Origin of the sequence: Streptococcus mitis (assembly GCF_047465045.1) — a bacterium.
Classification (GTDB): Bacteria; Bacillota; Bacilli; order Lactobacillales; family Streptococcaceae; genus Streptococcus; species Streptococcus mitis_DT.
The window spans coordinates 33,260-55,269 of record NZ_JASHAR010000012.1 but is presented as its reverse complement, the minus strand read 5'-3'; the positions used below and the strand labels follow the sequence as shown (position 1 = coordinate 55,269).

Here is a 22,010-nt window from a genome sequence, read left to right as displayed (position 1 = left end):
GGTTAAGAAACAGATGATATTATCTATTATTTCTCAAGGATTTGTCTGGGCTATTTTAGGTCTGGGAATCTTTATGACATTTAGGATTTTGAACTTTCCAGATATGACGACAGAAGGTTCCTTCCCTCTTGGGGGAGCTGTTGCTGTCACTTTGATAACCAAAGGCGTGAACCCATTTTTAGCGACTCTTGTTGCTGTTGGAGCAGGTTGTTTGGCTGGAATGGCAGCAGGCCTTCTTTATACAAAAGGGAAGATCCCAACCTTGCTCTCAGGGATTTTGGTGATGACTTCCTGTCACTCTATCATGCTCTTAATTATGGGACGTGCGAATTTAGGCCTGCTTGGAACCAAGCAAATTCAGGATGTTTTGCCTTTTGATTCCGATTTGAATCAACTCTTGACAGGTCTCATCTTTGTGAGTATTGTTATTGCTCTCATGCTCTTTTTCTTGGATACCAAACTAGGACAAGCCTATATTGCTACAGGTGACAATCCTGATATGGCTAGAAGTTTCGGGATTCATACTGGTCGCATGGAGCTTATGGGCTTGGTCTTATCAAATGGTGTGATTGCCCTTGCAGGTGCTCTTATTGCCCAGCAAGAAGGGTATGCCGATGTATCTCGAGGAATTGGGGTTATCGTTGTAGGTCTTGCAAGTTTGATTATTGGGGAAGTTATTTTCAAGAGTTTGAGCTTAGCAGAGCGTCTAGTTACTATCGTTGTAGGTTCTATCGCTTATCAATTCTTAGTGTGGGCAGTTATTGCGCTTGGCTTTAATACAAGTTACCTTCGTTTGTACAGCGCCGTGATTTTAGCAGTCTGCCTCATGATTCCAACATTTAAGCAAACAATCTTGAAAGGAGCCAAATTAAGCAAATGACAGCAATTGTAGAATTAAAAAATGCAACCAAAGTCGTTAAAAATGGCTTTGATGAAGAAAAGATTATTTTAAATGATGTTTCCTTAGAAATTTTTGAACAGGACTTTATCACGATTTTAGGTGGAAATGGTGCTGGTAAATCGACCCTCTTTAACACTATTGCAGGAACCTTATCCTTAACCAGTGGAACCATCCGTATTTTAGGTGAAGATGTTACCAAATTTTCACCAGAGAAGCGAGCTAAGTATTTGTCTCGAGTTTTCCAAGATCCAAAGATGGGGACAGCTCCTCGTATGACAGTAGCTGAAAATCTTTTGATTGCCAAGTTTCGTGGTGAAAAGCGTGGATTGTTACCACGACGCTTGACTAGTTATAAGGATGAATTTCAGGCGACCATTGAAAAAGTAGGAAATGGTCTTGAGAAACACTTGAATACGCCAATTGAGTTCTTATCAGGTGGACAAAGACAAGCTTTGAGTCTCTTGATGGCAACTTTGAAGCGTCCTGAATTACTCTTGTTAGATGAGCATACTGCAGCCCTTGATCCAAAGACAAGTGTCGCACTCATGGAGTTGACAGATGAATTTGTTAAGAATGACCAGTTGACAGCCCTTATGATTACTCACCACATGGAAGATGCTCTTAAGTATGGCAATCGCTTAATTGTCATGAAAGAAGGACGGATTATCCAAGATTTGAACCAAGAAGATAAAGCAAAAATGAAAATCTCTGATTATTATCAACTCTTTGAATAAAGTAGGGAAAATGAGTGAAATGGTTTACTTTTTTTCTGAAATAAAGTATACTATATAAAGTAAACTATGATAACATGGAGGTATTGTGTATGGTTGACAAACAAGTCATTGAAGAAATCAAAAACAATGCCAACATTGTGGAAGTCATAGGAGATGTGATTTCTTTACAAAAGGCAGGACGGAACTATCTAGGGCTCTGTCCTTTTCATGGTGAAAAAACACCTTCTTTCAACGTTGTTGAGGATAAGCAGTTTTACCACTGTTTTGGTTGTGGTCGCTCTGGTGATGTCTTTAAATTCATCGAGGAGTACCAAGGGGTTCCCTTTATGGAGGCTGTCCAAATCTTAGGTCAGCGTGTTGGGATAGAGGTGGAAAAACCGCTTTATAGTGAGCAGAAGCCAGCCTCGCCTCACCAAGCTCTTTATGATATGCACGAAGATGCTGCCAAATTTTATCATGCTATTCTCATGACAACGACCATGGGGGAAGAGGCCAGAAATTACCTCTATCAGCGTGGTTTGACAGATGAAGTCCTCAAGCATTTTCGGATTGGTTTAGCACCTCCAGAACGAAACTATCTCTATCAACGTTTGTCTGGTCAGTATCGTGAAGAGGATTTCCTAGATTCAGGATTATTTTACCTCTCGGATGCCAATCAATTTGTAGACACCTTTCACAATCGGATTATGTTTCCCCTGACAAATGATCAAGGAAAGGTCATTGCCTTCTCAGGTCGTATCTGGCAGAAAACGGATTCACAAACTTCTAAGTATAAAAATAGCCGATCGACTGCAATTTTTAACAAAAGTTACGAATTATATCATATGGATAGGGCAAAAAAATCTTCTGGTAAAGCCGGTGAGATTTACCTCATGGAAGGGTTCATGGATGTCATTGCAGCCTATCGGGCTGGAATTGAAAATGCTGTAGCCTCTATGGGAACAGCTTTAAGTCGTGAGCATGTTGAGCATCTGAAAAGATTAACCAAGAAGTTGATTCTTGTTTACGATGGCGATAAGGCTGGGCAAGCTGCGACATTGAAAGCCTTAGATGAAATTGGCGATATGCCTGTGCAAATCGTTAGTATGCCTGATAGCTTGGATCCAGATGAGTATCTACAAAAAAATGGACCAGAAGACTTGGCCTATTTATTAACGAAAACTCGTATTAGTCCGATTGAGTTTTACATTCACCAGTACAAACCTGAAAATAGTGAAAATCTGCAGGCTCAGATTGAGTTTATTGAAAAAATAGCGCCCTTGATTGTTCAAGAAAAGTCCATCACTGCTCAAAACAGCTATATTCATATTTTAGCTGACAGTCTGGCGTCCTTTGATTATGCCCAGATTGAGCAGATTGTTAATGAGAGCCGTCAGGCACAAAGGCAGAATCGCATGGAAGGAATTTCCAGACCGACGCCAATCACCATGCCTGTCACCAAGCAGTTATCAGCTATTATGAGGGCAGAAGCCCATCTACTTTATCGAATGATGGAATCCCCCCTTATTTTGAACGATTACCGCTTGCGAGAAGACTTTGCATTTGACACACCTGAATTTCAGGTCTTATATGACTTGCTTGGCCAGTATGGAAATCTTCCTCCAGAAGTTCTAGCAGAGCAGACAGAGGAAGTTGAAAGAGCATGGTATCAAGTTTTAGCTCAGGATTTACCATCTGAGATGTCACCTCAGGAACTTAGTGAAGTAGAAATGACTCGAAACAAGGCTCTCTTGAATCAGGACAATATGAGAATCAAAAAGAAGGTGCAGGAAGCTAGCCATGTAGGAGATACCGACACAGCCCTAGAAGAATTGGAACGTTTAATTTCCCAAAAGAGAAGAATGGAGTAATAATGGCAACAAAACAAAAAGAAGTAACAACATTTGATGTACAAGTAGCAGAATTTATCCGTAATCATAAACAAAAAGGGACAGCAACTGATGATGAAATTAATGCAAGTCTGGTGATTCCTTTTACCTTGGATGCTGATGGGATTGAGGATCTCTTGCAACGAATTCAGGATGCAGGGATTTCTATCACAGATAACGAAGGAAATCCGAGTGCTCGTGTTCTTAGCACTGAAGAAGAACCAGAACTCAGCGATGAGGACTTGATTGGATCAACTTCGGCTAAGGTTAATGACCCTGTTCGTATGTACTTGAAAGAAATCGGGGTCGTACCTCTCTTGACCAATGAAGAGGAAAAAGAATTGGCGCTTGCTGTTGAAGCTGGTGATATCGAAGCCAAACAACGTCTTGCGGAAGCCAACCTTCGTTTAGTTGTTTCTATTGCTAAACGTTATGTCGGCCGTGGTATGCAGTTCCTTGACTTGATTCAAGAAGGAAATATGGGCTTGATGAAGGCGGTTGACAAGTTTGACTATTCTAAAGGATTCAAGTTTTCAACTTACGCAACTTGGTGGATTCGTCAGGCTATCACTCGTGCTATTGCGGATCAAGCTCGTACTATCCGTATCCCAGTCCACATGGTTGAAACGATTAACAAGCTTGTTCGTGAACAGCGGAATCTCCTTCAAGAATTGGGACAAGATCCAACACCAGAACAAATCGCTGAACGTATGGATATGACACCTGATAAGGTTCGTGAAATCTTGAAGATTGCCCAAGAACCGGTATCCCTTGAAACACCAATCGGTGAAGAGGATGATAGCCACCTTGGAGACTTTATCGAAGATGAAGTGATTGAAAATCCAGTGGACTATACAACTCGTATCGTCTTGCGTGAGCAGTTGGATGAGGTCTTGGATACTCTTACAGACCGTGAAGAAAATGTTTTGCGTCTACGTTTTGGGCTAGATGATGGAAAAATGCGTACCCTTGAAGATGTGGGTAAAGTCTTTAACGTAACCCGTGAGCGTATCCGTCAGATTGAAGCAAAGGCTTTGAGAAAACTACGCCAACCAAGTCGTAGCAAACCGCTTCGTGATTTTATTGAAGACTAAGAGTGAGGATGAATATGACTTATACAGAAGAGCAAATTGAAAACATCAAAACACGAATTTTATCAGCCTTGGAAGAAGTCATCGACCCTGAGTTGGGAATCGATATTGTCAATCTTGGTTTGATTTATGAGATTCGTTTTGACGGCGACACAGGACAAACAGAGATTGATATGACTTTAACAACCATGGGTTGTCCCCTAGCTGATCTTTTGACAGACCAGATTTATGATGCTATGACAGAGGTTCCAGAAGTAACGGATACTGAGGTCAAATTAGTTTGGTATCCAGCCTGGACTGTTGAAAAAATGAGTCGCTATGCACGCATTGCCCTAGGCATTAAGTAAACATATAAAAACATGTGAGAGATTATTGGAAAAGCGAGGAAATTTCCTCTTCTTTTCCTTTAGTCTCTCCTTTCTTTTGCTGATTTTATTCAAAGAAAATGATATAATAGTAGCTATGGAAAAAAAGAAATTACGCATCAATATGTTGAGTTCAAGTGAGAAAGTAGCAGGACAAGGAGTTTCAGGTGCCTACCGTGAATTAGTTCGTCTTCTTCACCGTGATGCCAAGGACCAATTGATTGTTACAGAAAATCTTCCAATCGAGGCAGATGTGACTCACTTTCATACAATTGATTTCCCCTATTATTTATCAACATTCCAAAAGAAACGCTCAGGAAGGAAAATTGGCTATGTACATTTCTTGCCTGATACACTTGAGGGGAGTTTGAAAATTCCATTTTTCTTAAAGGGAATTGTGAAACGCTATGTATTTTCTTTTTACAACCGGATGGAGCACTTGGTTGTGGTCAATCCTATGTTTATCGAGGATTTGGTGGCAGCTGGTATTCCACGTGAAAAAGTGACCTATATCCCTAACTTTGTCAACAAGGAAAAATGGCATCCTCTTCCACAGGAAGAGGTAGCGAAACTGCGTACAGAGCTAGGTCTTAGTGACAATCAGTTTATCGTAGTAGGTGCTGGTCAAGTTCAGAAACGCAAAGGGATTGATGATTTTATCCGTCTGGCTGAGGAATTGCCGCAAATTACCTTTATCTGGGCTGGTGGTTTCTCTTTTGGTGGCATGACAGATGGTTATGAACGTTACAAGAAAGTCATGGAGAATCCCCCTAAAAATTTGATTTTTCCAGGAATTGTCTCACCAGAGCGAATGCGCGAGTTGTATGCCCTAGCGGATCTTTTCTTGCTTCCTAGTTACAATGAGCTCTTTCCGATGACGATTTTAGAGGCTGCCAGTTGTGAAGCTCCTATTATATTGCGTAATTTGGATCTTTATAAGGTGATTTTAGAGGGGAATTATCGGGCGACAGCAGACAGAGAAGAGATGAAAGAAGCTATTCTGGAATATCAAGCGAATCCTGCTGCTTTAAAAGATTTGAAAGAAAAAGCTAAGAATATTTCCAGAGAATATTCAGAAGAGCATCTGTTACAAATCTGGTTAGACTTTTATGAGAAACAAGCCGCTTTAGGGAGAAAGTAAAAAGTGAGGTAATCTATGCGAATTGGTTTATTTACAGATACCTATTTTCCTCAGGTTTCAGGTGTTGCGACCAGTATTCGAACCTTGAAAACAGAACTTGAAAAGCAGGGGCACGCTGTTTTTATCTTTACGACGACAGATAAGGATGTCAATCGTTATGAAGATTGGCAAATTATCCGCATTCCAAGTGTTCCCTTCTTTGCTTTTAAGGATCGTCGCTTTGCCTATCGAGGATTCAGCAAAGCGCTTGAAATTGCTAAACAATATCAACTGGATATTATCCATACTCAGACAGAATTTTCTCTTGGCCTGTTGGGGATTTGGATTGCGCGTGAATTGAAGATTCCAGTCATCCATACCTATCACACCCAATACGAAGACTATGTACATTATATTGCCAAGGGGATGTTGATTCGTCCTAGTATGGTCAAGTATTTGGTTAGAGGTTTTTTACATGATGTAGATGGAGTCATTTGTCCTAGTGAGATTGTCCGTGACTTGCTATCTGACTATAAGGTCAAGGTCGAAAAACGTGTCATTCCTACTGGGATTGAATTAGCCAAGTTTGAACGTCCAGAAATCAAGCAAGAAAATCTGAAAGAACTACGTAGTAAACTAGGGATTCAAGCTGATGAACAGATGTTACTTAGTCTTTCGAGAATTTCCTATGAAAAAAATATTCAAGCAGTATTAGTAGCTTTTGCAGATGTTCTGAAAGAAGAAGACAAGGTTAAACTGGTAGTTGCTGGGGATGGCCCTTATCTGGATAACCTCAAAGAGCAAGCCCAGAAACTAGAGATTCAAGACTCCGTCATCTTTACAGGCATGATTGCTCCTAGTGAGACAGCTCTTTACTATAAGGCGGCGGATTTCTTTATCTCGGCATCGACAAGTGAAACGCAAGGTTTGACATACTTGGAAAGCTTAGCCAGTGGAACACCTGTCATTGCTCACGGAAATCCTTATCTGGACAATCTTATCAGTGATAAAATGTTTGGAACCTTGTATTACGGTGAACATGATTTGGCTGGAGCTATTCTGGAGGCCCTGATTGCAACGCCAGATATGGATGAGTATACCTTATCAGAGAAATTGTACGAGATTTCAGCTGAGAACTTTGGAAAACGAGTGCATGAGTTTTATTTGGATGCCATTATTTCAAATAACTTCCAGAAAGATTTAGCAAAAGATGATACGGTCAGCCAGCGTATCTTTAAGACAGTTTTGTATTTACCGCAACAGGTGGTTGCTGTGCCTGTAAAAGGCTCTAGACGAATGCTGAGGGCTTCAAAAACACAGTTAATCAGCATCAGAGATTATTGGAAAGACAGTGAAGAATAGAAAGAGGAATAGCTATGAAAAAACAATTGATGAGAAGTGGTAGTGATCAAAAAATTGCTGGAGTATGTGCTGGGGTCGCAAATTATTTTGATATTGATCCGACTATTGTTCGTGTAATATGGGGTGTTCTTGCATTTTGTTATGGGGCAGGAATTGTAGCTTATATCATTTTATGGATTATTGCGCCAGTAGCAACTGACTATTGAAAACTAGCTCAATTCATGCTAAGATAATAGAAAATAGAATGTAACGAAGGAGATAAAAATGGCATTTGGAGATAATGGAAATCGTAAAAAAACTATGTTTGAGAAAATAACCTTGTTTATCGTGATTATCATGCTAGTAGCAAGTTTATTGGGAATTTTTGCAACTGCAATTGGTGCCCTCAGTAATCTATAAAATAGATACAAGAAAATTTAGTGACTGGGATTTCCCAGCCCTTTTTTAAAGTGAGAAGAAAAAATGAGTATGTTTTTAGATACAGCCAAGATTAAGGTCAAGGCTGGTAATGGTGGCGATGGTATGGTTGCCTTTCGCCGTGAAAAATATGTCCCTAATGGGGGTCCTTGGGGTGGTGACGGTGGTCGTGGAGGAAATGTGGTCTTCGTTGTAGACGAAGGTTTGCGTACCTTGATGGATTTCCGCTACAATCGTCATTTCAAGGCTGATTCTGGTGAAAAAGGGATGACCAAAGGGATGCATGGTCGTGGTGCTGATGACCTTAGAGTTCGAGTGCCACAAGGTACGACTGTTCGTGATGCAGAGACTGGCAAGGTCTTGACAGATTTGATTGAACATGGGCAAGAATTTATCGTTGCTCACGGAGGTCGCGGTGGACGTGGAAATATCCGCTTTGCGACACCAAAAAATCCTGCACCTGAAATCTCTGAAAATGGAGAACCAGGTCAGGAACGTGAGTTACAATTGGAACTAAAAATCTTGGCAGATGTTGGTTTAGTAGGTTTCCCATCTGTAGGGAAATCAACTCTTTTAAGTGTTATTACATCTGCTAAACCAAAAATCGGTGCCTACCACTTTACGACCATTGTACCAAATCTAGGTATGGTTCGCACCCAATCAGGTGAATCCTTTGCAGTAGCCGATCTGCCAGGTTTGATTGAAGGGGCTAGTCAAGGTGTCGGTCTGGGAACCCAGTTCCTCCGTCATATCGAACGTACACGTGTCATCCTCCATATCATTGATATGTCAGCTAGCGAAGGCCGTGATCCATATGAGGATTATCTTGCCATCAATAAAGAGCTGGAGTCATACAATCTTCGTCTCATGGAGCGTCCACAGATTATTGTAGCCAATAAGATGGATATGCCTGAGAGTCAGGAAAATCTTGAAGAATTCAAGAAAAAATTAGCTGAAAATTATGATGAATTTGAAGAGTTACCAGCTATCTTCCCAATTTCTGGTTTGACCAAGCAAGGTCTGGCAACGCTCTTGGATGCTACAGCTGAATTGCTAGACAAGACACCAGAATTCTTGCTCTACGACGAGTCAGATATGGAAGAAGAAGTTTACTATGGATTTGACGAGGAAGAAAAAGCCTTTGAAATTAGTCGTGATGACGATGCGACATGGGTGCTTTCTGGTGAAAAACTCATGAAACTCTTTAATATGACCAACTTTGATCGTGACGAATCGGTCATGAAATTTGCTCGCCAGCTACGGGGCATGGGGGTTGATGAAGCCCTTCGTGAGCGTGGAGCTAAAGATGGTGATTTGGTCCGCATTGGTAAGTTTGAGTTTGAATTTGTAGACTAGGAGACTGATATGGGAGATAAACCGATATCTTTCCGAGATGCGGATGGCAACTTTGTTTCCGCCGCAGACGTTTGGAATGAAAAGAAATTGGAAGAACTGTTTAATCGTCTCAATCCAAATCGTGCCCTGAGATTAGCACGAACTAAAAAAGAGAATCCATCTCAGTAAAGAATATAACAAAATTCCGTGCCACATCAGACACGGAATTTTCTTATTCTTCAAAGAAAAATGGTGGAGCGAATTTTTTCAATTCTTCAAAGCATTTTTGAGCAGCTTCTGCATCTTCACAGATGACGAGACAGACATCATCTCCACAGAGAGTAGCGATAGCGTCAGGGAAGCTCAAAGCATCAATGATAGAACCAAAGGATTGAGCAAGTCCAGGAAGGGTTTTTAGTAGGACTTGATGTTGAACTGGGCGCATCAAGACAAGAGCATCCTCCATATAAATTTCGAGACGTTTTTCCCATTTTGAGATAGAACCTGTATTGAGCACGTAGTAAGAGTTGTCTTCTTCTCGTACTTTTGAAAGGTTCATACTTTTAATATCTCTCGAAAGTGTAGCTTGTGTAACTTGAATGTCGTTATCAGCAAGAAGAGCTTGTAGCTCAGCTTGAGTATGAATCTTGTTTTTCGTTATAAGAGCTCGTATGAGTTGGTGTCGGTGTTCAGATTTGTTCATAAATTGTTACTCCTTGTACAAGGTACAGAAAGCGTGGACTGAACGAGAATGTCAGTCGGGTGGTAAGCGGTATTGTCACGTATGATGATTTCAAAGTCAGTAGTATAAAGAACTATACGGAGAAAATCTCCTTCCTTTAACTTGTCACTAGTTGAATGTAGATGAATAGGCTTTATATCTGTTGTGTTCTTTACTAACAGTAAATCATTCAATTTGGGTAGCCTTTTGTCACGACTTCTTGTGAATTTACGATTAATGTCAATTCACAGAGATTTTCCAACATGTGGTGTGGTAGCGAGTATTATTAATGAGTACACATGTTGGTTTTTGGGGTTAGTATCTTTTGTACAAGCTCCCGTTATGGGATTATCATAAGCCCTTCTTTGAGAGTGGATTTGATACCAAGTTTATGTTTGTTTCAACTGTTTAAGTGGAAATCTTCCATATTGAAAGTCTAGTATTCTACCTTTTGACAAGGTAGAATAAGACTAGACTGTTCAAGATCAACAGTTAGGTGGTAAGAGGTGTTGTCACGTATGGTGATTTCAAAGTCAGTAGTATAGAGTACTAAACGAAGAGTATCTCCTTCTTTTAGCTTGTAAATAGTCGGTTGCAGTTCAAACTGGATATCCATCCATTCATCTGCAGTAATATTCTCTACTAACAGTAAATCATTTCTATTTTGTAAATTGAGGTAGCCTTTTGTCACGACGCGTTGTGCATTTTCACGAAAAGGCAATTCGTTAAGATTTTCCAACATGTAGTAGCGACCGTTGTCAATGGTTCTAGTACTTAAAACAGCTGGATAAGGCTGTAGGTATTTCTTTTGACCATGTTCCAGTAGTTGGGCAGATAAAAGACCCTTGTTTGTGCTGGATTTGATACGAAGATTGAGTTGGGCACGACCGTTCAAGTGAAGATCTTTGGTTACAGGAAGGTCAATAGTAATTTGCTTGGCTTTCCCTTGATAGAGTTCTGTATTGAAGGTCTGATATGTCTTACTATAACGCTCAAAATCTTTATCTGAGTACTGGTTTTGAATAATCTGTTCTTCTTGACCAAGTGAGAAGGTTTCAAAGTTTTCTGGCCCACCGAAGTTATCAAGTGATAACCAAGTCTGAGGAGCTGTATTGTCCTGCCATATAACAGTAGGAAGTTGGAAATCTGTATCTTGTCCCAGTAGTTTCTTAGTCAATAAGGCATTCATGGACTCACGGAAGTCAATGGACTGCCAGTTGTTCATATACACATGTGCGCCATTATGGAAAAAGAGATGCTTGTTGATATTACTAGGCAGGGCATGAAACATCTGGTAAACATGGAGTGGTTTGACATTCCAATCCTGAGAACCGTGGGTAAAGATAACCTCTGCCTTCACTTTATCAGCATTGAGCAGATAGTTGCGGTCATGCCAAAATTGATTGTAGTCACCAGACTTGCGATCCAGTTGCTCTTTTACTTTTTCTAAGTCAGCTTGATGAGCTTCATTGCCACGGATATAGTCGCCAGCCAAGAGATTACGAGAATAGGTTAACTCAGCAAGAGAGTCAAAGTCCTCACCAGGATAACCACCTGGGCTAGTCACCAGACCGTTTTCACGATAGTAGTTGTACCATGATGAAATGCCTGCCTCGGCAATGATAACCTCTAAACCATCGACGCCTGTAGTGGCAAGGCCGTTTGACATGGTACCTAGATAAGAAAGTCCAGTTGTGGCAACTTTTCCGTTTGACCAGTCAGCCTTGACTTGACGCTGGCGCGTGTGATCAGTAAAGGCACGGCAACGGCCATTAAGCCAATCGATGACATTTTTATAAGCCTCAATTTGCTGGTAGTCTCCATTAGTCATGAAACCTGTAGAGTCTTTGGTACCAACACCTGAAACATAGAGATTAGCAAAACCTCGTGGAAGGAAGTAGTCGTTGAGTGTATAGCTGGAGTTGATGTGACTTAGCTTTTCCTCAGCTTCTGACACAAGCTCAGCTTGGCCTTGAGGTTGGATGAGATTTAGTTGAGGTTCTTCTAGCTCAATCTTGTGAGCAGTTTTGACCTCAAGCTCGCCCTCCATCTTGTAGAGAGCCTTATCGCTTGCCTTGTCATTGGTTCCCTGATGATAAGGACTGGCCGTCATGATAGCAGGGATTTGTCCCTCATAACGAGGACGAATAATGCTAACCTTGACTAGATCTGGAAGCCCTTTTTGGTCAGTATCGACACGAGACTCAACGTAAACGACTTCTCGAATCACATCATGGCTAGAAAAAGTAGCCAAACTCTTGCCATTAAAGTAGTGGTAGTCATTATCCTCAGGAATAAGACCGTCACTGACAAGTTGGTCGATAAGAGTATTTCCCTTTTTGGTGCGAGTATTGAGTAACTGATAGAAATTTTCAATCAAGTCACCATATACAATGGGAAATCCGGTCTCTTTACGAAAAACTTCACTATCTTCAAAATCAACCAAATAAGAAAAACCTAGAAGTTGAAAGGCTATAGTATAGAAAATATCTGCAGTCAACTCTCTGTCTGACTGACAAAAAGTCAGTAAGTCAGTTTCTTTGTCAACTGCTAAACTGGATAGTGGATAGGTGCTATCTTTATAATTAAAAAAGAAACGAATAAGAAACGCTTCAAGCATTTTTTTATTTGTAATGTTGACTGGTAAATCAAATCCATATTTTTGTAATTCAAAGATAATTGTATCCCTAGGTAGCGCTAAATAGCTAAATTGATTAAAACGCATAAAACCTCCTTTTATTGAAATTTATTAAGGTTATTATATCAAAAAATAGAGAGAAAAGAAACTATAAAAATCAAAAGAAATGAGCATAAAGAAAAAATAGTATTTATGAAATAAACATGTAAAATGATAAGCTTAAATACAAAAATATTAGCTATGCTGTTGAAAATCGGGCAAGGATCGTCTAGTCAACTATGATTTGAGCTATTAGACATTAAAGCATCAGCAGTAATACTAATAGAAATTTAAAGAAAATGGTATAATATAGTGAGAACAATAGAGGAGAAGTGTAAATTGATCGCACAACTAGATACAAAAACAGTCTATAGTTTTATGGAGAGTGTCATTTCAATCACCAAGTATGTGAGAGCAGCTAAAGAATTCGGCTACACTCATCTGGCTATAATGGATATTGATAATCTTTATGGTGCTTTTGACTTTCTAGAGGTTACAAAAAAATACGGCATTCATCCTTTATTAGGGCTTGAAATGAATGTGCTAGTGGATTCTAAGGAAGTGAATCTGCGCTTTTTAGCCCTATCTAGTGTGGGCTATCAGCAGTTGATGAAACTTTCAACAGCCAAGATGCAGGGGGAGAAAACTTGGTCAATTCTGTCTCAGTATCTAGAGGCTATTGCGGTAATTGTGCCCTATTTTGATGGACTGGAGTCGTTAGAACTAGGCTGTGATTATTATATAGGGGTTTACCCAGAAACACTGGCAAGCGAATTTTATCGTCCTATTTTGCCCCTTTATCGGGTTAATGCCTTTGAAAGCAGGGATAGAGAAGTACTGCAAGTCTTAACAGCGATTAAAGAAAATCTACCACTTAGAGAAGTTCCCCTGCGCTCACGACAAGATGTCTTTATATCAGCAAGTTCTTTAGAAAAACTATTCCAAGAACGCTTTCCTCAAGCCTTGGACAATTTAGAAAAACTTATTTCAGGTATTTCGTATGACTTGGATACTAGTCTGAAATTGCCTCGTTTTAATCCAGCTAGACCAGCCGTAGAAGAGTTGAGAGAACGTGCTGAACTGGGTCTTGCTCAGAAGGGGTTGTCTAGTAAAGAATATCAAGACCGTCTAGACCAAGAATTGGCTGTTATTCATGATATGGGCTTTGATGATTATTTCTTGGTTGTTTGGGATTTGTTGCGTTTTGGACGTTCGAATGGCTACTACATGGGAATGGGACGGGGTTCTGCAGTAGGTAGCTTGGTTTCTTATGCCTTAGACATCACAGGGATTGACCCAGTCGAGAAAAACCTGATTTTTGAACGTTTCCTCAATCATGAACGCTATACCATGCCTGATATTGATATCGATATTCCTGATATTTATCGTCCAGATTTTATCAGATATGTTGGCAATAAATATGGTAGTAAACATGCGGCTCAAATCGTTACTTTTTCAACCTTTGGAGCCAAGCAAGCTCTACGAGATGTTTTGAAACGCTTTGGTGTTCCTGAGTATGAATTATCAGCAATTACTAAGAAAATCAGTTTTCGTGACAATCTCAAGTCAGCCTATGAGGGCAATCTCCAGTTTCGTCAGCAAATCAATAGTAAGTTAGAATACCAAAAAGCCTTTGAAATTGCCTGCAAGATTGAGGGCTATCCAAGACAAACCTCTGTCCATGCGGCTGGTGTTGTAATCAGTGACCAAGATTTGACTGACTACATTCCTCTAAAGCATGGTGATGAAATTCCACTGACTCAGTATGATGCTCATGGTGTTGAATCTAGTGGACTTTTAAAGATGGATTTTCTGGGGCTACGAAATTTGACCTTTGTCCAGAAAATGCAAGAGTTGCTTGCTGAAACAGAAGACATTCACTTGAAAATAGAAGAAATCGATTTGGAAGACAAAGAAACGCTGGCTTTATTTGCTTCTGGTAATACTAAAGGGATCTTTCAATTTGAGCAACCTGGCGCTATTCGCCTGCTTAAACGTGTTCAACCAGTCTGCTTTGAAGATGTCGTAGCGACTACTTCCCTAAATCGACCAGGTGCTAGTGATTACATCAATAATTTTGTGGCAAGAAAACATGGACAGGAAGAAGTGACTGTGTTGGATCCAGTGCTGGAGGATATTTTGGCTCCAACCTATGGCATTATGCTCTATCAGGAGCAGGTTATGCAGGTAGCTCAGCGTTTTGCTGGATTTAGTCTTGGGAAAGCCGATATTTTGCGCCGAGCTATGGGGAAAAAGGATGCCTCTGCCATGCATGAGATGAGGGATTCCTTTATTCAGGGGGCATTAAAAGCAGGTCATACTGCGGAAAAGGCAGAGCAGGTCTTTGATGTCATGGAGAAGTTTGCAGGTTATGGTTTTAACAGGTCACACGCCTATGCCTACTCAGCCTTGGCTTTTCAGTTGGCCTATTTCAAAACACATTATCCAGCTATTTTTTATCAAGTCATGTTGAATTCTGCCAATAGTGATTACCTAACTGATGCACTTGAAGCAGGATTTGAAGTAGCCCCTCTGTCAATCAACACCATTCCCTATCACGATAAAATTGCCAACAAATCCATCTATCTAGGTCTGAAATCGATTAAGGGAGTCAGCAAGGATTTGGCGCTTTGGATTATTGAACATCGACCCTATTCTAACATTGAAGATTTTTTAGCTAAACTACCTGAGAATTATCTGAAACTTCCTCTGCTAGAACCTTTGGTAAAAGTTGGTCTTTTCGATTCATTTGAAAAAAATCGTAAAAAAGTATTCAATAATTTAGCTAATCTATTTGAATTTGTGAAAGAGTTAGGAAGCTTGTTTGGTGATACAATTTACAGCTGGCAGGAATCGGAAGATTGGACCGAGCAAGAAAAATTCTATATGGAACAAGAGCTTCTAGGAGTAGGAGTTAGCAAACATCCACTACAAGCTATTGCAAGTAAGGCTATTTATCCGATTACTCCAATTGGGAATTTGTCAGAAAATAGCTATGCTATTATCTTGGTTGAAGTTCAGAAGATAAAAGTAATTCGTACCAAAAAGGGTGAAAATATGGCTTTCTTACAGGTGGATGACAGTAAGAAAAAATTAGATGTTACCCTTTTTTCAGATTTATATAGACAGGTTGGACAAGAAGTGAGAGAGGGAGCTTTCTACTATATCAAAGGGAAAGTCCAATCACGTGATGGCCGTCTGCAAATGATTGCACAAGAAATAAGAGAAGCAGTGGCTGAACGCTTTTGGATTCAGGTAAAAAATCATGAATCGGATCAAGAAATTTCACGTATTTTAGACCAATATAAAGGCCCAATCCCAGTTATCATCAGGTATGAAGAGGAACAGAAAACCATTGTTTCTCCTAACCATTTTGTAGCTAAATCTGATGAATTAGAAGTGAAATTGGATGAAATCGTTATGAAAACGATTTATCGCTAAAATTACGGAAAATAGAAGAATTTTCAACGTAAATGTGGTATAATCAGTAAGAATGTTAAAAGAAAAAGGAGCATAACCAAATGAAACGTATTGCTGTTTTGACTAGTGGTGGAGACGCCCCTGGTATGAATGCTGCCATCCGTGCAGTTGTTCGTCAAGCAATTTCAGAAGGAATGGAAGTATTTGGTATCTATGATGGATATGCTGGTATGGTTGCCGGTGAAATTCATCCCCTAGATGCAGCTTCAGTAGGAGACATCATTTCTCGTGGTGGTACTTTCCTTCACTCAGCTCGCTACCCAGAGTTCGCTCAACTTGAAGGGCAACTTAAAGGGATTGAGCAATTGAAAAAACACGGGATTGAAGGTGTAGTTGTTATCGGTGGTGACGGATCTTACCACGGTGCTATGCGTTTAACTGAACATGGCTTCCCAGCTATCGGTCTTCCAGGTACAATCGATAACGATATCGTTGGTACTGATTTTACAATCGGTTTTGATACAGCGGTTACGACTGCTATGGACGCTATCGATAAGATTCGTGATACATCATCAAGTCACCGTCGTACTTTTGTTATCGAAGTTATGGGACGTAACGCTGGTGATATCGCTCTTTGGGCTGGTATTGCAACTGGTGCTGATGAAATCATCATTCCTGAAGAAGGATTCAAGATGGAAGATATCGTAGCAAGCATCAAAGCTGGTTATGAGTGTGGTAAAAAACACAACATCATCGTCTTGGCAGAAGGTGTGATGTCAGCGGCTGAATTTGGTCAAAAACTAAAAGAAGCTGGAGATACAAGCGACCTTCGTGTAACAGAACTTGGACATATTCAACGTGGTGGTTCTCCAACTGCGCGTGACCGTGTTTTGGCATCACGTATGGGTGCTCATGCTGTTAAACTTCTTAAAGAAGGTATCGGTGGTGTTGCGGTTGGTATCCGTAACGAGAAAATGGTTGAAAACCCAATTCTTGGAACTGCAGAAGAAGGAGCATTGTTTAGCTTGACTGCAGATGGCAAGATTGTGGTTAACAATCCACATAAGGCTGACCTTGAGCTATCTAGCTTGAATAAGAGCTTGTCATAATTTATAATTTAGTTAATAAGACCAAAAAGGTCATATATATAAAGGAGTCACAAAAATCATGAACAAACGTGTAAAAATCGTTGCAACTTTGGGACCTGCGGTAGAAATCCGTGGTGGTAAAAAATTCGGTGATGACGGATACTGGGGTGAAAAACTTGATGTTGAAGCTTCAGCTAAAAACATTGCTAAATTGATTGAAGCTGGTGCTAACACATTCCGTTTCAACTTCTCACACGGTGACCACCAAGAGCAAGGTGACCGTATGGCAACTGTTAAGCTTGCTGAAAAACTTGCAGGTAAAAAAGTTGGTTTCCTTCTTGATACAAAAGGACCAGAAATCCGTACTGAATTGTTTGAAGGAGATGCAAAAGAGTACTCTTACACAACTGGTGAAAAAATCCGTGTTGCTACTAAACAAGGAATCAAATCAACTCGTGATGTGATCGCATTGAACGTTGCTGGTGCTCTTGATATCTATGATGATGTTGAAGTTGGTCGTCAAGTTTTAGTTGACGATGGTAAACTTGGTCTTCGTGTGGTTGCTAAAGACGATGCAACTCGTGAATTTGAAGTTGAAGTTGAAAACGATGGTGTAATTGCTAAACAAAAAGGTGTTAACATCCCTAACACTAAAATTCCTTTCCCAGCTCTTGCTGAACGCGATAACGATGACATCCGCTTCGGTCTTGAACAAGGTATCAACTTCATCGCGATTTCATTTGTGCGTACTGCTAAAGACGTTAACGAAGTTCGTGCAATCTGTAAAGAAACTGGAAACGGACACGTTCAATTGTTCGCTAAAATCGAAAACCAACAAGGTATCGACAACTTGGATGAAATCATCGAAGCTGCTGATGGTATCATGATCGCTCGTGGTGACATGGGTATCGAAGTACCATTCGAAATGGTTCCAGTTTACCAAAAAATGATCATCAAGAAAGTCAATGCTGCTGGTAAAGTTGTTATCACTGCAACAAACATGCTTGAAACAATGACTGAAAAACCACGTGCAACTCGTTCAGAAGTATCAGACGTATTTAACGCTGTTATCGACGGAACTGACGCAACAATGCTTTCAGGTGAGTCTGCAAACGGTAAATACCCACTTGAGTCAGTAACTACAATGGCTACAATTGACAAGAACGCTCAAACTCTTCTTAACGAATACGGACGTTTGAACTCAGATTCATTCGAACGTAACTCTAAGACAGAAGTAATGGCTTCAGCTGTTAAAGATGCTACTAACTCAATGGACATTAAATTGGTTGTAACTCTTACTAAGACTGGACATACTGCACGTTTGATCTCTAAATACCGTCCAAATGCTGATATCTTGGCATTGACATTTGACGAATTGACAGAACGTGGATTGATGTTGAACTGGGGTGTTATCCCAATGTTGACAGATGCTCCATCATCAACTGACGATATGTTCGAAATCGCTGAACGTAAAGCAGTTGAAGCAGGTCTTGTACAATCTGGTGACGATATCGTTATCGTAGCTGGTGTACCACTTGGAGAAGCTGTTCGTACAAACACAATGCGTATCCGTACAGTACGCTAATTAAAATAAGAAAAAGCCTATCATATCAAGCTTTCTAGCCTGTATGATGGGCTTTTTCTGTATCAGGGGGCAAATAGGGTGCATAACGTTGTAAGAAACTCAGTTACCAATAAACACGATTCAGCTAATATAATTGAAAATGATGGAAAAAAGGGTGAATTTATGATATACTTTAACGTAGGACCTTTTTAGAAATTTTGAAAGAGTATTAAAAATTTAAAATGAGAAAAATTGTTATCAATGGTGGCTTGCCCCTGCAAGGTGAGATTACCATTAGTGGCGCAAAAAATAGTGTAGTAGCTTTGATTCCAGCTATTATTTTGGCAGATGATGTTGTGACTTTGGATTGTGTACCAGATATTTCCGATGTTGCTAGTCTTGTCGAAATTATGGAGTTAATGGGGGCTACTGTTAAGCGTTATGACGATGTCTTGGAGATTGATCCAAGAGGTGTTCAAAATATTCCAATGCCTTATGGGAAAATCAATAGTCTTCGTGCATCTTATTATTTTTATGGAAGTCTTTTAGGTCGCTTTGCTGAAGCTACTGTTGGTTTACCTGGTGGATGTGATTTGGGACCTCGCCCTATTGACCTACACCTTAAGGCTTTTGAAGCTATGGGTGCCACTGTTAGCTACGAGGGAGATAACATGAAGTTATCTGCTAAAGATGTGGGACTTCATGGTGCAAGTATTTACATGGATACGGTTAGTGTCGGTGCGACGATTAATACGATGATTGCTGCGGTTAAAGCAAATGGGCGTACTATTATTGAAAATGCAGCCCGTGAGCCTGAGATTATTGATGTTGCCACTCTCTTGAATAATATGGGTGCCCATATCCGTGGGGCAGGAACTAATATTATCACTATTGATGGTGTTGAAAGATTACACGGAACTCGCCACCAGGTGATTCCAGACCGTATTGAAGCAGGAACATATATTTCCTTAGCTGCTGCAGTTGGTAAGGGAATTCGTATTAATAATGTTCTTTATGAACACTTAGAAGGATTCATCGCTAAGTTGGAAGAAATGGGAGTGAGAATGACTGTATCTGAAGACAGTATTTTTGTCGAAGAACAGTCTAATTTGAAAGCAATCAATATTAAGACAGCTCCTTACCCAGGCTTTGCTACTGACTTACAACAACCAATTACTCCTCTCTTGTTAACAGCAGAGGGTCGTGGTACCATTATTGATACCATTTATGAAAAACGTGTAAACCATGTTTTTGAACTAGCAAAGATGGACGCGGATATTACGACTACAAACGACCATATTTTATATACTGGTGGACGTGGTTTACGTGGTGCAAATGTAAAAGCTACTGACCTTAGAGCTGGGGCCGCACTTGTCATTGCTGGTTTAATGGCTGAAGGCAAAACTGAAATTACAAATATTGAGTTCATCTTACGTGGTTATTCAGATATTATTGAAAAATTACGTAATCTAGGAGCAGATATTACACTTGTTGAAGAATAAACCGTAGGGGTGTTTATGAATATTTGGACCAAATTAGCAATGTTTTCTTTTTTTGAAACGGATCGCTTGTATTTGCGTCCTTTCTTTTTTAGTGATAGTCAAGACTTCCATGAGATAGCTTCAAATCCAGAAAATTTACAATTCATTTTTCCAAGTCAAGCTAGTTTGGAAGAGAGTCAATATGCACTGGCCAATTATTTTATGAAGTCTCCTTTAGGTGTATGGGCTATTTGTGACAAGAAAACTGAAAAAATGATTGGTTCAATTAAGTTTGAAAAGCTAGATGAAATAAAAAAAGAAGCAGAACTTGGTTATTTTTTAAGAAGAGATTCATGGTCTAAAGGTTTCATGACAGAGGTTGTTAAAAAACTTTGTCAGCTTTCTTTTGAGGAATTTGGTTTAAAACAATTATCCATTATTACCCACCTTGAAAATGAAGCTAGCCAACGGGTTGCTCTTAAGTCTGGATTTCGATTGATTCGTCAGTTTAAAGGAAGTGATCGCTATACAAAGAAAATGCGTGATTATCTTGAATTTCGGTATGTAAAAGGAGAATTCAATGAGTAAGCATCAGGAAATTCTAAGCTATTTGGAGGAATTACCTGTCGGTAAAAGGGTCAGTGTTCGTAGCATTTCCAATCATCTGGGAGTCAGTGATGGAACGGCTTATCGGGCTATTAAAGAAGCTGAAAACCGTGGAATTGTGGAGACCCGTCCTAGAAGTGGTACTATCCGTGTTAAATCTCAGAAAGTTGCTATAGAGAGATTAACTTTTGCTGAAATTGCAGAAGTGACTTCTTCTGAGGTTCTGTCTGGTCAAGAAGGTTTAGATAGAGAATTTAGTAAGTTCTCTATCGGTGCCATGACTGAACAAAATATCCTGTCCTACCTTCATGATGGGGGACTCTTGATTGTCGGAGACCGGACCCGTATCCAATTGTTAGCGCTGGAAAATGAAAATGCAGTTCTAGTTACAGGTGGATTTCAGGTCCATGATGATGTGCTTAAACTGGCTAATCAAAAAGGAATTCCTGTTCTGAGAAGCAAGCATGATACTTTCACTGTCGCGACCATGATCAATAAAGCCTTGTCAAATGTCCAAATCAAAACAGATATTTTGACAGTTGAGAAACTGTACCGTCCGAGTCATGAATATGGTTTTCTGAGAGAGACCGACACTGTTAAAGATTATTTAGATTTGGTACGTAAGAATCGTAGCAGTCGTTTCCCAGTTATCAATCAACATCAGGTTGTGGTGGGAGTTGTTACCATGAGAGATGCTGGTGATAAGTCACCAAGTACGACAATTGATAAGGTCATGTCTCGTAGTCTATTTTTGGTTGGATTATCGACAAATATTGCCAATGTGAGTCAACGGATGATTGCTGAAGACTTTGAAATGGTACCGGTTGTTCGAAATAATCAAACCTTGCTTGGGGTTGTAACCAGACGAGATGTCATGGAGAAGATGAGTCGTTCCCAAGTTTCTGCTCTACCAACTTTTTCTGAGCAAATTGGTCAAAAACTTTCTTATCACCATGATGAAGTAGTGATTACAGTGGAACCCTTTATGCTAGAGAAAAATGGTGTTTTGGCTAACGGTGTATTGGCAGAAATTCTGACTCACATGACCCAAGATTTAGTTGTTAATAGTGGACGTAATCTCATCATTGAGCAGATGCTAATCTACTTTTTGCAGGCTGTTCAGATAGATGATATACTGCGCATTCAAGCACGCATTATCCACCATACTAGACGGTCAGCTATTATTGATTACGATATTTATCATGGTCATCAGATTGTTTCAAAAGCAAATGTAACCGTTAAAATTAATTAGAAACTAGG

General features: G+C 40.0%; 19 protein-coding genes and 1 pseudogene. 17 read left to right on the top strand and 3 right to left on the bottom strand.

Annotated features, from left to right (window positions below):
* Positions 1-13: 13 nt before the first annotated feature.
* The 11 genes from QM409_RS07395 (at position 14) to QM409_RS07345 (ending at position 9,382) form a co-directional block, all read left to right on the top strand.
* Entirely contained in the window at positions 14-880 is an 867-nt protein-coding gene (locus QM409_RS07395) for an ABC transporter permease (RefSeq protein WP_045612545.1), read from the top strand.
* Positions 877-1,635 (top strand): ABC transporter ATP-binding protein, encoded by a 759-nt coding sequence (locus QM409_RS07390; protein ID WP_045611494.1) that lies wholly within the window; start codon positions 877-879, stop codon positions 1,633-1,635. Before QM409_RS07395 ends, QM409_RS07390 begins: the two co-directional genes overlap by 4 nt.
* A gap of 89 nt (positions 1,636-1,724) precedes the next feature.
* Positions 1,725-3,485 carry a DNA primase gene (gene dnaG, locus QM409_RS07385; protein ID WP_414305121.1) on the top strand — a complete coding sequence of 587 codons (1,761 nt, stop codon included), beginning with the start codon at positions 1,725-1,727 and terminating at the stop codon, positions 3,483-3,485.
* 2 nt (positions 3,486-3,487) lie between these two features.
* Positions 3,488-4,597, top strand: coding sequence for an RNA polymerase sigma factor RpoD (gene rpoD, locus QM409_RS07380; protein WP_000201903.1), 1,110 nt, complete (start codon positions 3,488-3,490; stop codon positions 4,595-4,597).
* Positions 4,598-4,611: 14 nt separating this feature from the next.
* Complete coding sequence (locus QM409_RS07375; RefSeq protein ID WP_261029205.1) at positions 4,612-4,941, top strand: metal-sulfur cluster assembly factor; 330 nt, start codon at positions 4,612-4,614, stop codon at positions 4,939-4,941.
* Between the two features lie 115 nt (positions 4,942-5,056).
* Positions 5,057-6,100 (top strand): alpha-galactosylglucosyldiacylglycerol synthase, encoded by a 1,044-nt coding sequence (gene cpoA / locus QM409_RS07370; RefSeq protein ID WP_414305120.1) that lies wholly within the window; start codon positions 5,057-5,059, stop codon positions 6,098-6,100.
* Between the two features lie 15 nt (positions 6,101-6,115).
* On the top strand, positions 6,116-7,441 hold the full coding sequence (locus QM409_RS07365) for a glycosyltransferase family 4 protein (protein ID WP_414305119.1): 1,326 nt from the start codon (positions 6,116-6,118) through the stop codon (positions 7,439-7,441).
* Between the two features lie 14 nt (positions 7,442-7,455).
* Entirely contained in the window at positions 7,456-7,647 is a 192-nt protein-coding gene (locus tag QM409_RS07360; protein ID WP_162489588.1) for a PspC domain-containing protein, read from the top strand.
* 58 nt (positions 7,648-7,705) lie between these two features.
* Positions 7,706-7,840: a DUF4044 domain-containing protein gene (locus QM409_RS07355; RefSeq protein ID WP_000863859.1), complete on the top strand. Its 135-nt coding sequence runs from the start codon at positions 7,706-7,708 to the stop codon at positions 7,838-7,840.
* A gap of 63 nt (positions 7,841-7,903) precedes the next feature.
* Positions 7,904-9,214 (top strand): GTPase ObgE, encoded by a 1,311-nt coding sequence (gene obgE / locus QM409_RS07350; RefSeq protein WP_414305118.1) that lies wholly within the window; start codon positions 7,904-7,906, stop codon positions 9,212-9,214.
* Positions 9,215-9,223: 9 nt separating this feature from the next.
* Complete coding sequence (locus QM409_RS07345; RefSeq protein ID WP_001808548.1) at positions 9,224-9,382, top strand: hypothetical protein; 159 nt, start codon at positions 9,224-9,226, stop codon at positions 9,380-9,382.
* Between the two features lie 43 nt (positions 9,383-9,425).
* Here the strand turns inward: QM409_RS07345 and QM409_RS07340 are convergent, their stop codons facing one another.
* The 3 genes and pseudogenes from QM409_RS07340 to QM409_RS07330 form a co-directional block, all read right to left on the bottom strand.
* Positions 9,426-9,896 (bottom strand): arginine repressor, encoded by a 471-nt coding sequence (locus QM409_RS07340; RefSeq protein WP_084929847.1) that lies wholly within the window; start codon positions 9,894-9,896, stop codon positions 9,426-9,428.
* Positions 9,893-10,185, bottom strand: a pseudogene (locus tag QM409_RS07335) (Xaa-Pro dipeptidyl-peptidase); the annotation flags it as partial. The gene QM409_RS07340 and the pseudogene QM409_RS07335, both read right to left, overlap by 4 nt.
* Positions 10,186-10,350: 165 nt before the next feature.
* On the bottom strand, positions 10,351-12,639 hold the full coding sequence (locus QM409_RS07330) for a Xaa-Pro dipeptidyl-peptidase (protein ID WP_414305117.1): 2,289 nt from the start codon (positions 12,637-12,639) through the stop codon (positions 10,351-10,353).
* 291 nt (positions 12,640-12,930) lie between these two features.
* On the opposite strand from QM409_RS07330, the gene QM409_RS07325 reads away from it, so the two are divergent.
* From QM409_RS07325 to spxR, 6 genes are all read left to right on the top strand, one after another.
* A complete protein-coding gene (locus QM409_RS07325; RefSeq protein WP_414305116.1) occupies positions 12,931-16,032 on the top strand; it encodes a DNA polymerase III subunit alpha in 3,102 nt (1,033 codons plus the stop codon).
* A gap of 80 nt (positions 16,033-16,112) precedes the next feature.
* The gene (pfkA, locus tag QM409_RS07320) at positions 16,113-17,120 is read left to right on the top strand and encodes a 6-phosphofructokinase (RefSeq protein WP_020900675.1); all 1,008 of its coding nucleotides are present in this window, start codon (positions 16,113-16,115) and stop codon (positions 17,118-17,120) included.
* Positions 17,121-17,178: 58 nt separating this feature from the next.
* Positions 17,179-18,684 carry a pyruvate kinase gene (gene pyk / locus QM409_RS07315; RefSeq protein ID WP_125456487.1) on the top strand — a complete coding sequence of 502 codons (1,506 nt, stop codon included), beginning with the start codon at positions 17,179-17,181 and terminating at the stop codon, positions 18,682-18,684.
* A gap of 221 nt (positions 18,685-18,905) precedes the next feature.
* Complete coding sequence (locus QM409_RS07310) at positions 18,906-20,165, top strand: UDP-N-acetylglucosamine 1-carboxyvinyltransferase (protein ID WP_261012355.1); 1,260 nt, start codon at positions 18,906-18,908, stop codon at positions 20,163-20,165.
* Positions 20,166-20,180: 15 nt separating this feature from the next.
* Positions 20,181-20,732, top strand: a complete 552-nt coding sequence (locus tag QM409_RS07305) for a GNAT family N-acetyltransferase (RefSeq protein ID WP_414305144.1) — start codon at positions 20,181-20,183, stop codon at positions 20,730-20,732.
* Complete coding sequence (spxR, locus tag QM409_RS07300) at positions 20,725-22,002, top strand: CBS-HotDog domain-containing transcription factor SpxR (RefSeq protein ID WP_414305115.1); 1,278 nt, start codon at positions 20,725-20,727, stop codon at positions 22,000-22,002. The genes QM409_RS07305 and spxR overlap by 8 nt, the downstream gene beginning before the upstream one ends.
* Positions 22,003-22,010: the final 8 nt, after the last annotated feature.

What these genes read in the sequence shown, in the direction of transcription:
- QM409_RS07395 (WP_045612545.1), top strand. Translation starts at nt 14, where the DNA reads ATGATATTATCTATTATTTCTCAAGGATTTGTCTGGGCTATTTTAGGT.
- QM409_RS07390 (WP_045611494.1), top strand. Translation starts at nt 877, where the DNA reads ATGACAGCAATTGTAGAATTAAAAAATGCAACCAAAGTCGTTAAAAAT.
- dnaG (WP_414305121.1), top strand. Translation starts at nt 1,725, where the DNA reads ATGGTTGACAAACAAGTCATTGAAGAAATCAAAAACAATGCCAACATT.
- rpoD (WP_000201903.1), top strand. Translation starts at nt 3,488, where the DNA reads ATGGCAACAAAACAAAAAGAAGTAACAACATTTGATGTACAAGTAGCA.
- QM409_RS07375 (WP_261029205.1), top strand. Translation starts at nt 4,612, where the DNA reads ATGACTTATACAGAAGAGCAAATTGAAAACATCAAAACACGAATTTTA.
- cpoA (WP_414305120.1), top strand. Translation starts at nt 5,057, where the DNA reads ATGGAAAAAAAGAAATTACGCATCAATATGTTGAGTTCAAGTGAGAAA.
- QM409_RS07365 (WP_414305119.1), top strand. Translation starts at nt 6,116, where the DNA reads ATGCGAATTGGTTTATTTACAGATACCTATTTTCCTCAGGTTTCAGGT.
- QM409_RS07360 (WP_162489588.1), top strand. Translation starts at nt 7,456, where the DNA reads ATGAAAAAACAATTGATGAGAAGTGGTAGTGATCAAAAAATTGCTGGA.
- QM409_RS07355 (WP_000863859.1), top strand. Translation starts at nt 7,706, where the DNA reads ATGGCATTTGGAGATAATGGAAATCGTAAAAAAACTATGTTTGAGAAA.
- obgE (WP_414305118.1), top strand. Translation starts at nt 7,904, where the DNA reads ATGAGTATGTTTTTAGATACAGCCAAGATTAAGGTCAAGGCTGGTAAT.
- QM409_RS07345 (WP_001808548.1), top strand. Translation starts at nt 9,224, where the DNA reads ATGGGAGATAAACCGATATCTTTCCGAGATGCGGATGGCAACTTTGTT.
- QM409_RS07340 (WP_084929847.1), bottom strand. Translation starts at nt 9,896, where the DNA reads ATGAACAAATCTGAACACCGACACCAACTCATACGAGCTCTTATAACG.
- QM409_RS07330 (WP_414305117.1), bottom strand. Translation starts at nt 12,639, where the DNA reads ATGCGTTTTAATCAATTTAGCTATTTAGCGCTACCTAGGGATACAATT.
- pfkA (WP_020900675.1), top strand. Translation starts at nt 16,113, where the DNA reads ATGAAACGTATTGCTGTTTTGACTAGTGGTGGAGACGCCCCTGGTATG.
- pyk (WP_125456487.1), top strand. Translation starts at nt 17,179, where the DNA reads ATGAACAAACGTGTAAAAATCGTTGCAACTTTGGGACCTGCGGTAGAA.
- QM409_RS07310 (WP_261012355.1), top strand. Translation starts at nt 18,906, where the DNA reads ATGAGAAAAATTGTTATCAATGGTGGCTTGCCCCTGCAAGGTGAGATT.
- QM409_RS07305 (WP_414305144.1), top strand. Translation starts at nt 20,181, where the DNA reads ATGAATATTTGGACCAAATTAGCAATGTTTTCTTTTTTTGAAACGGAT.
- spxR (WP_414305115.1), top strand. Translation starts at nt 20,725, where the DNA reads ATGAGTAAGCATCAGGAAATTCTAAGCTATTTGGAGGAATTACCTGTC.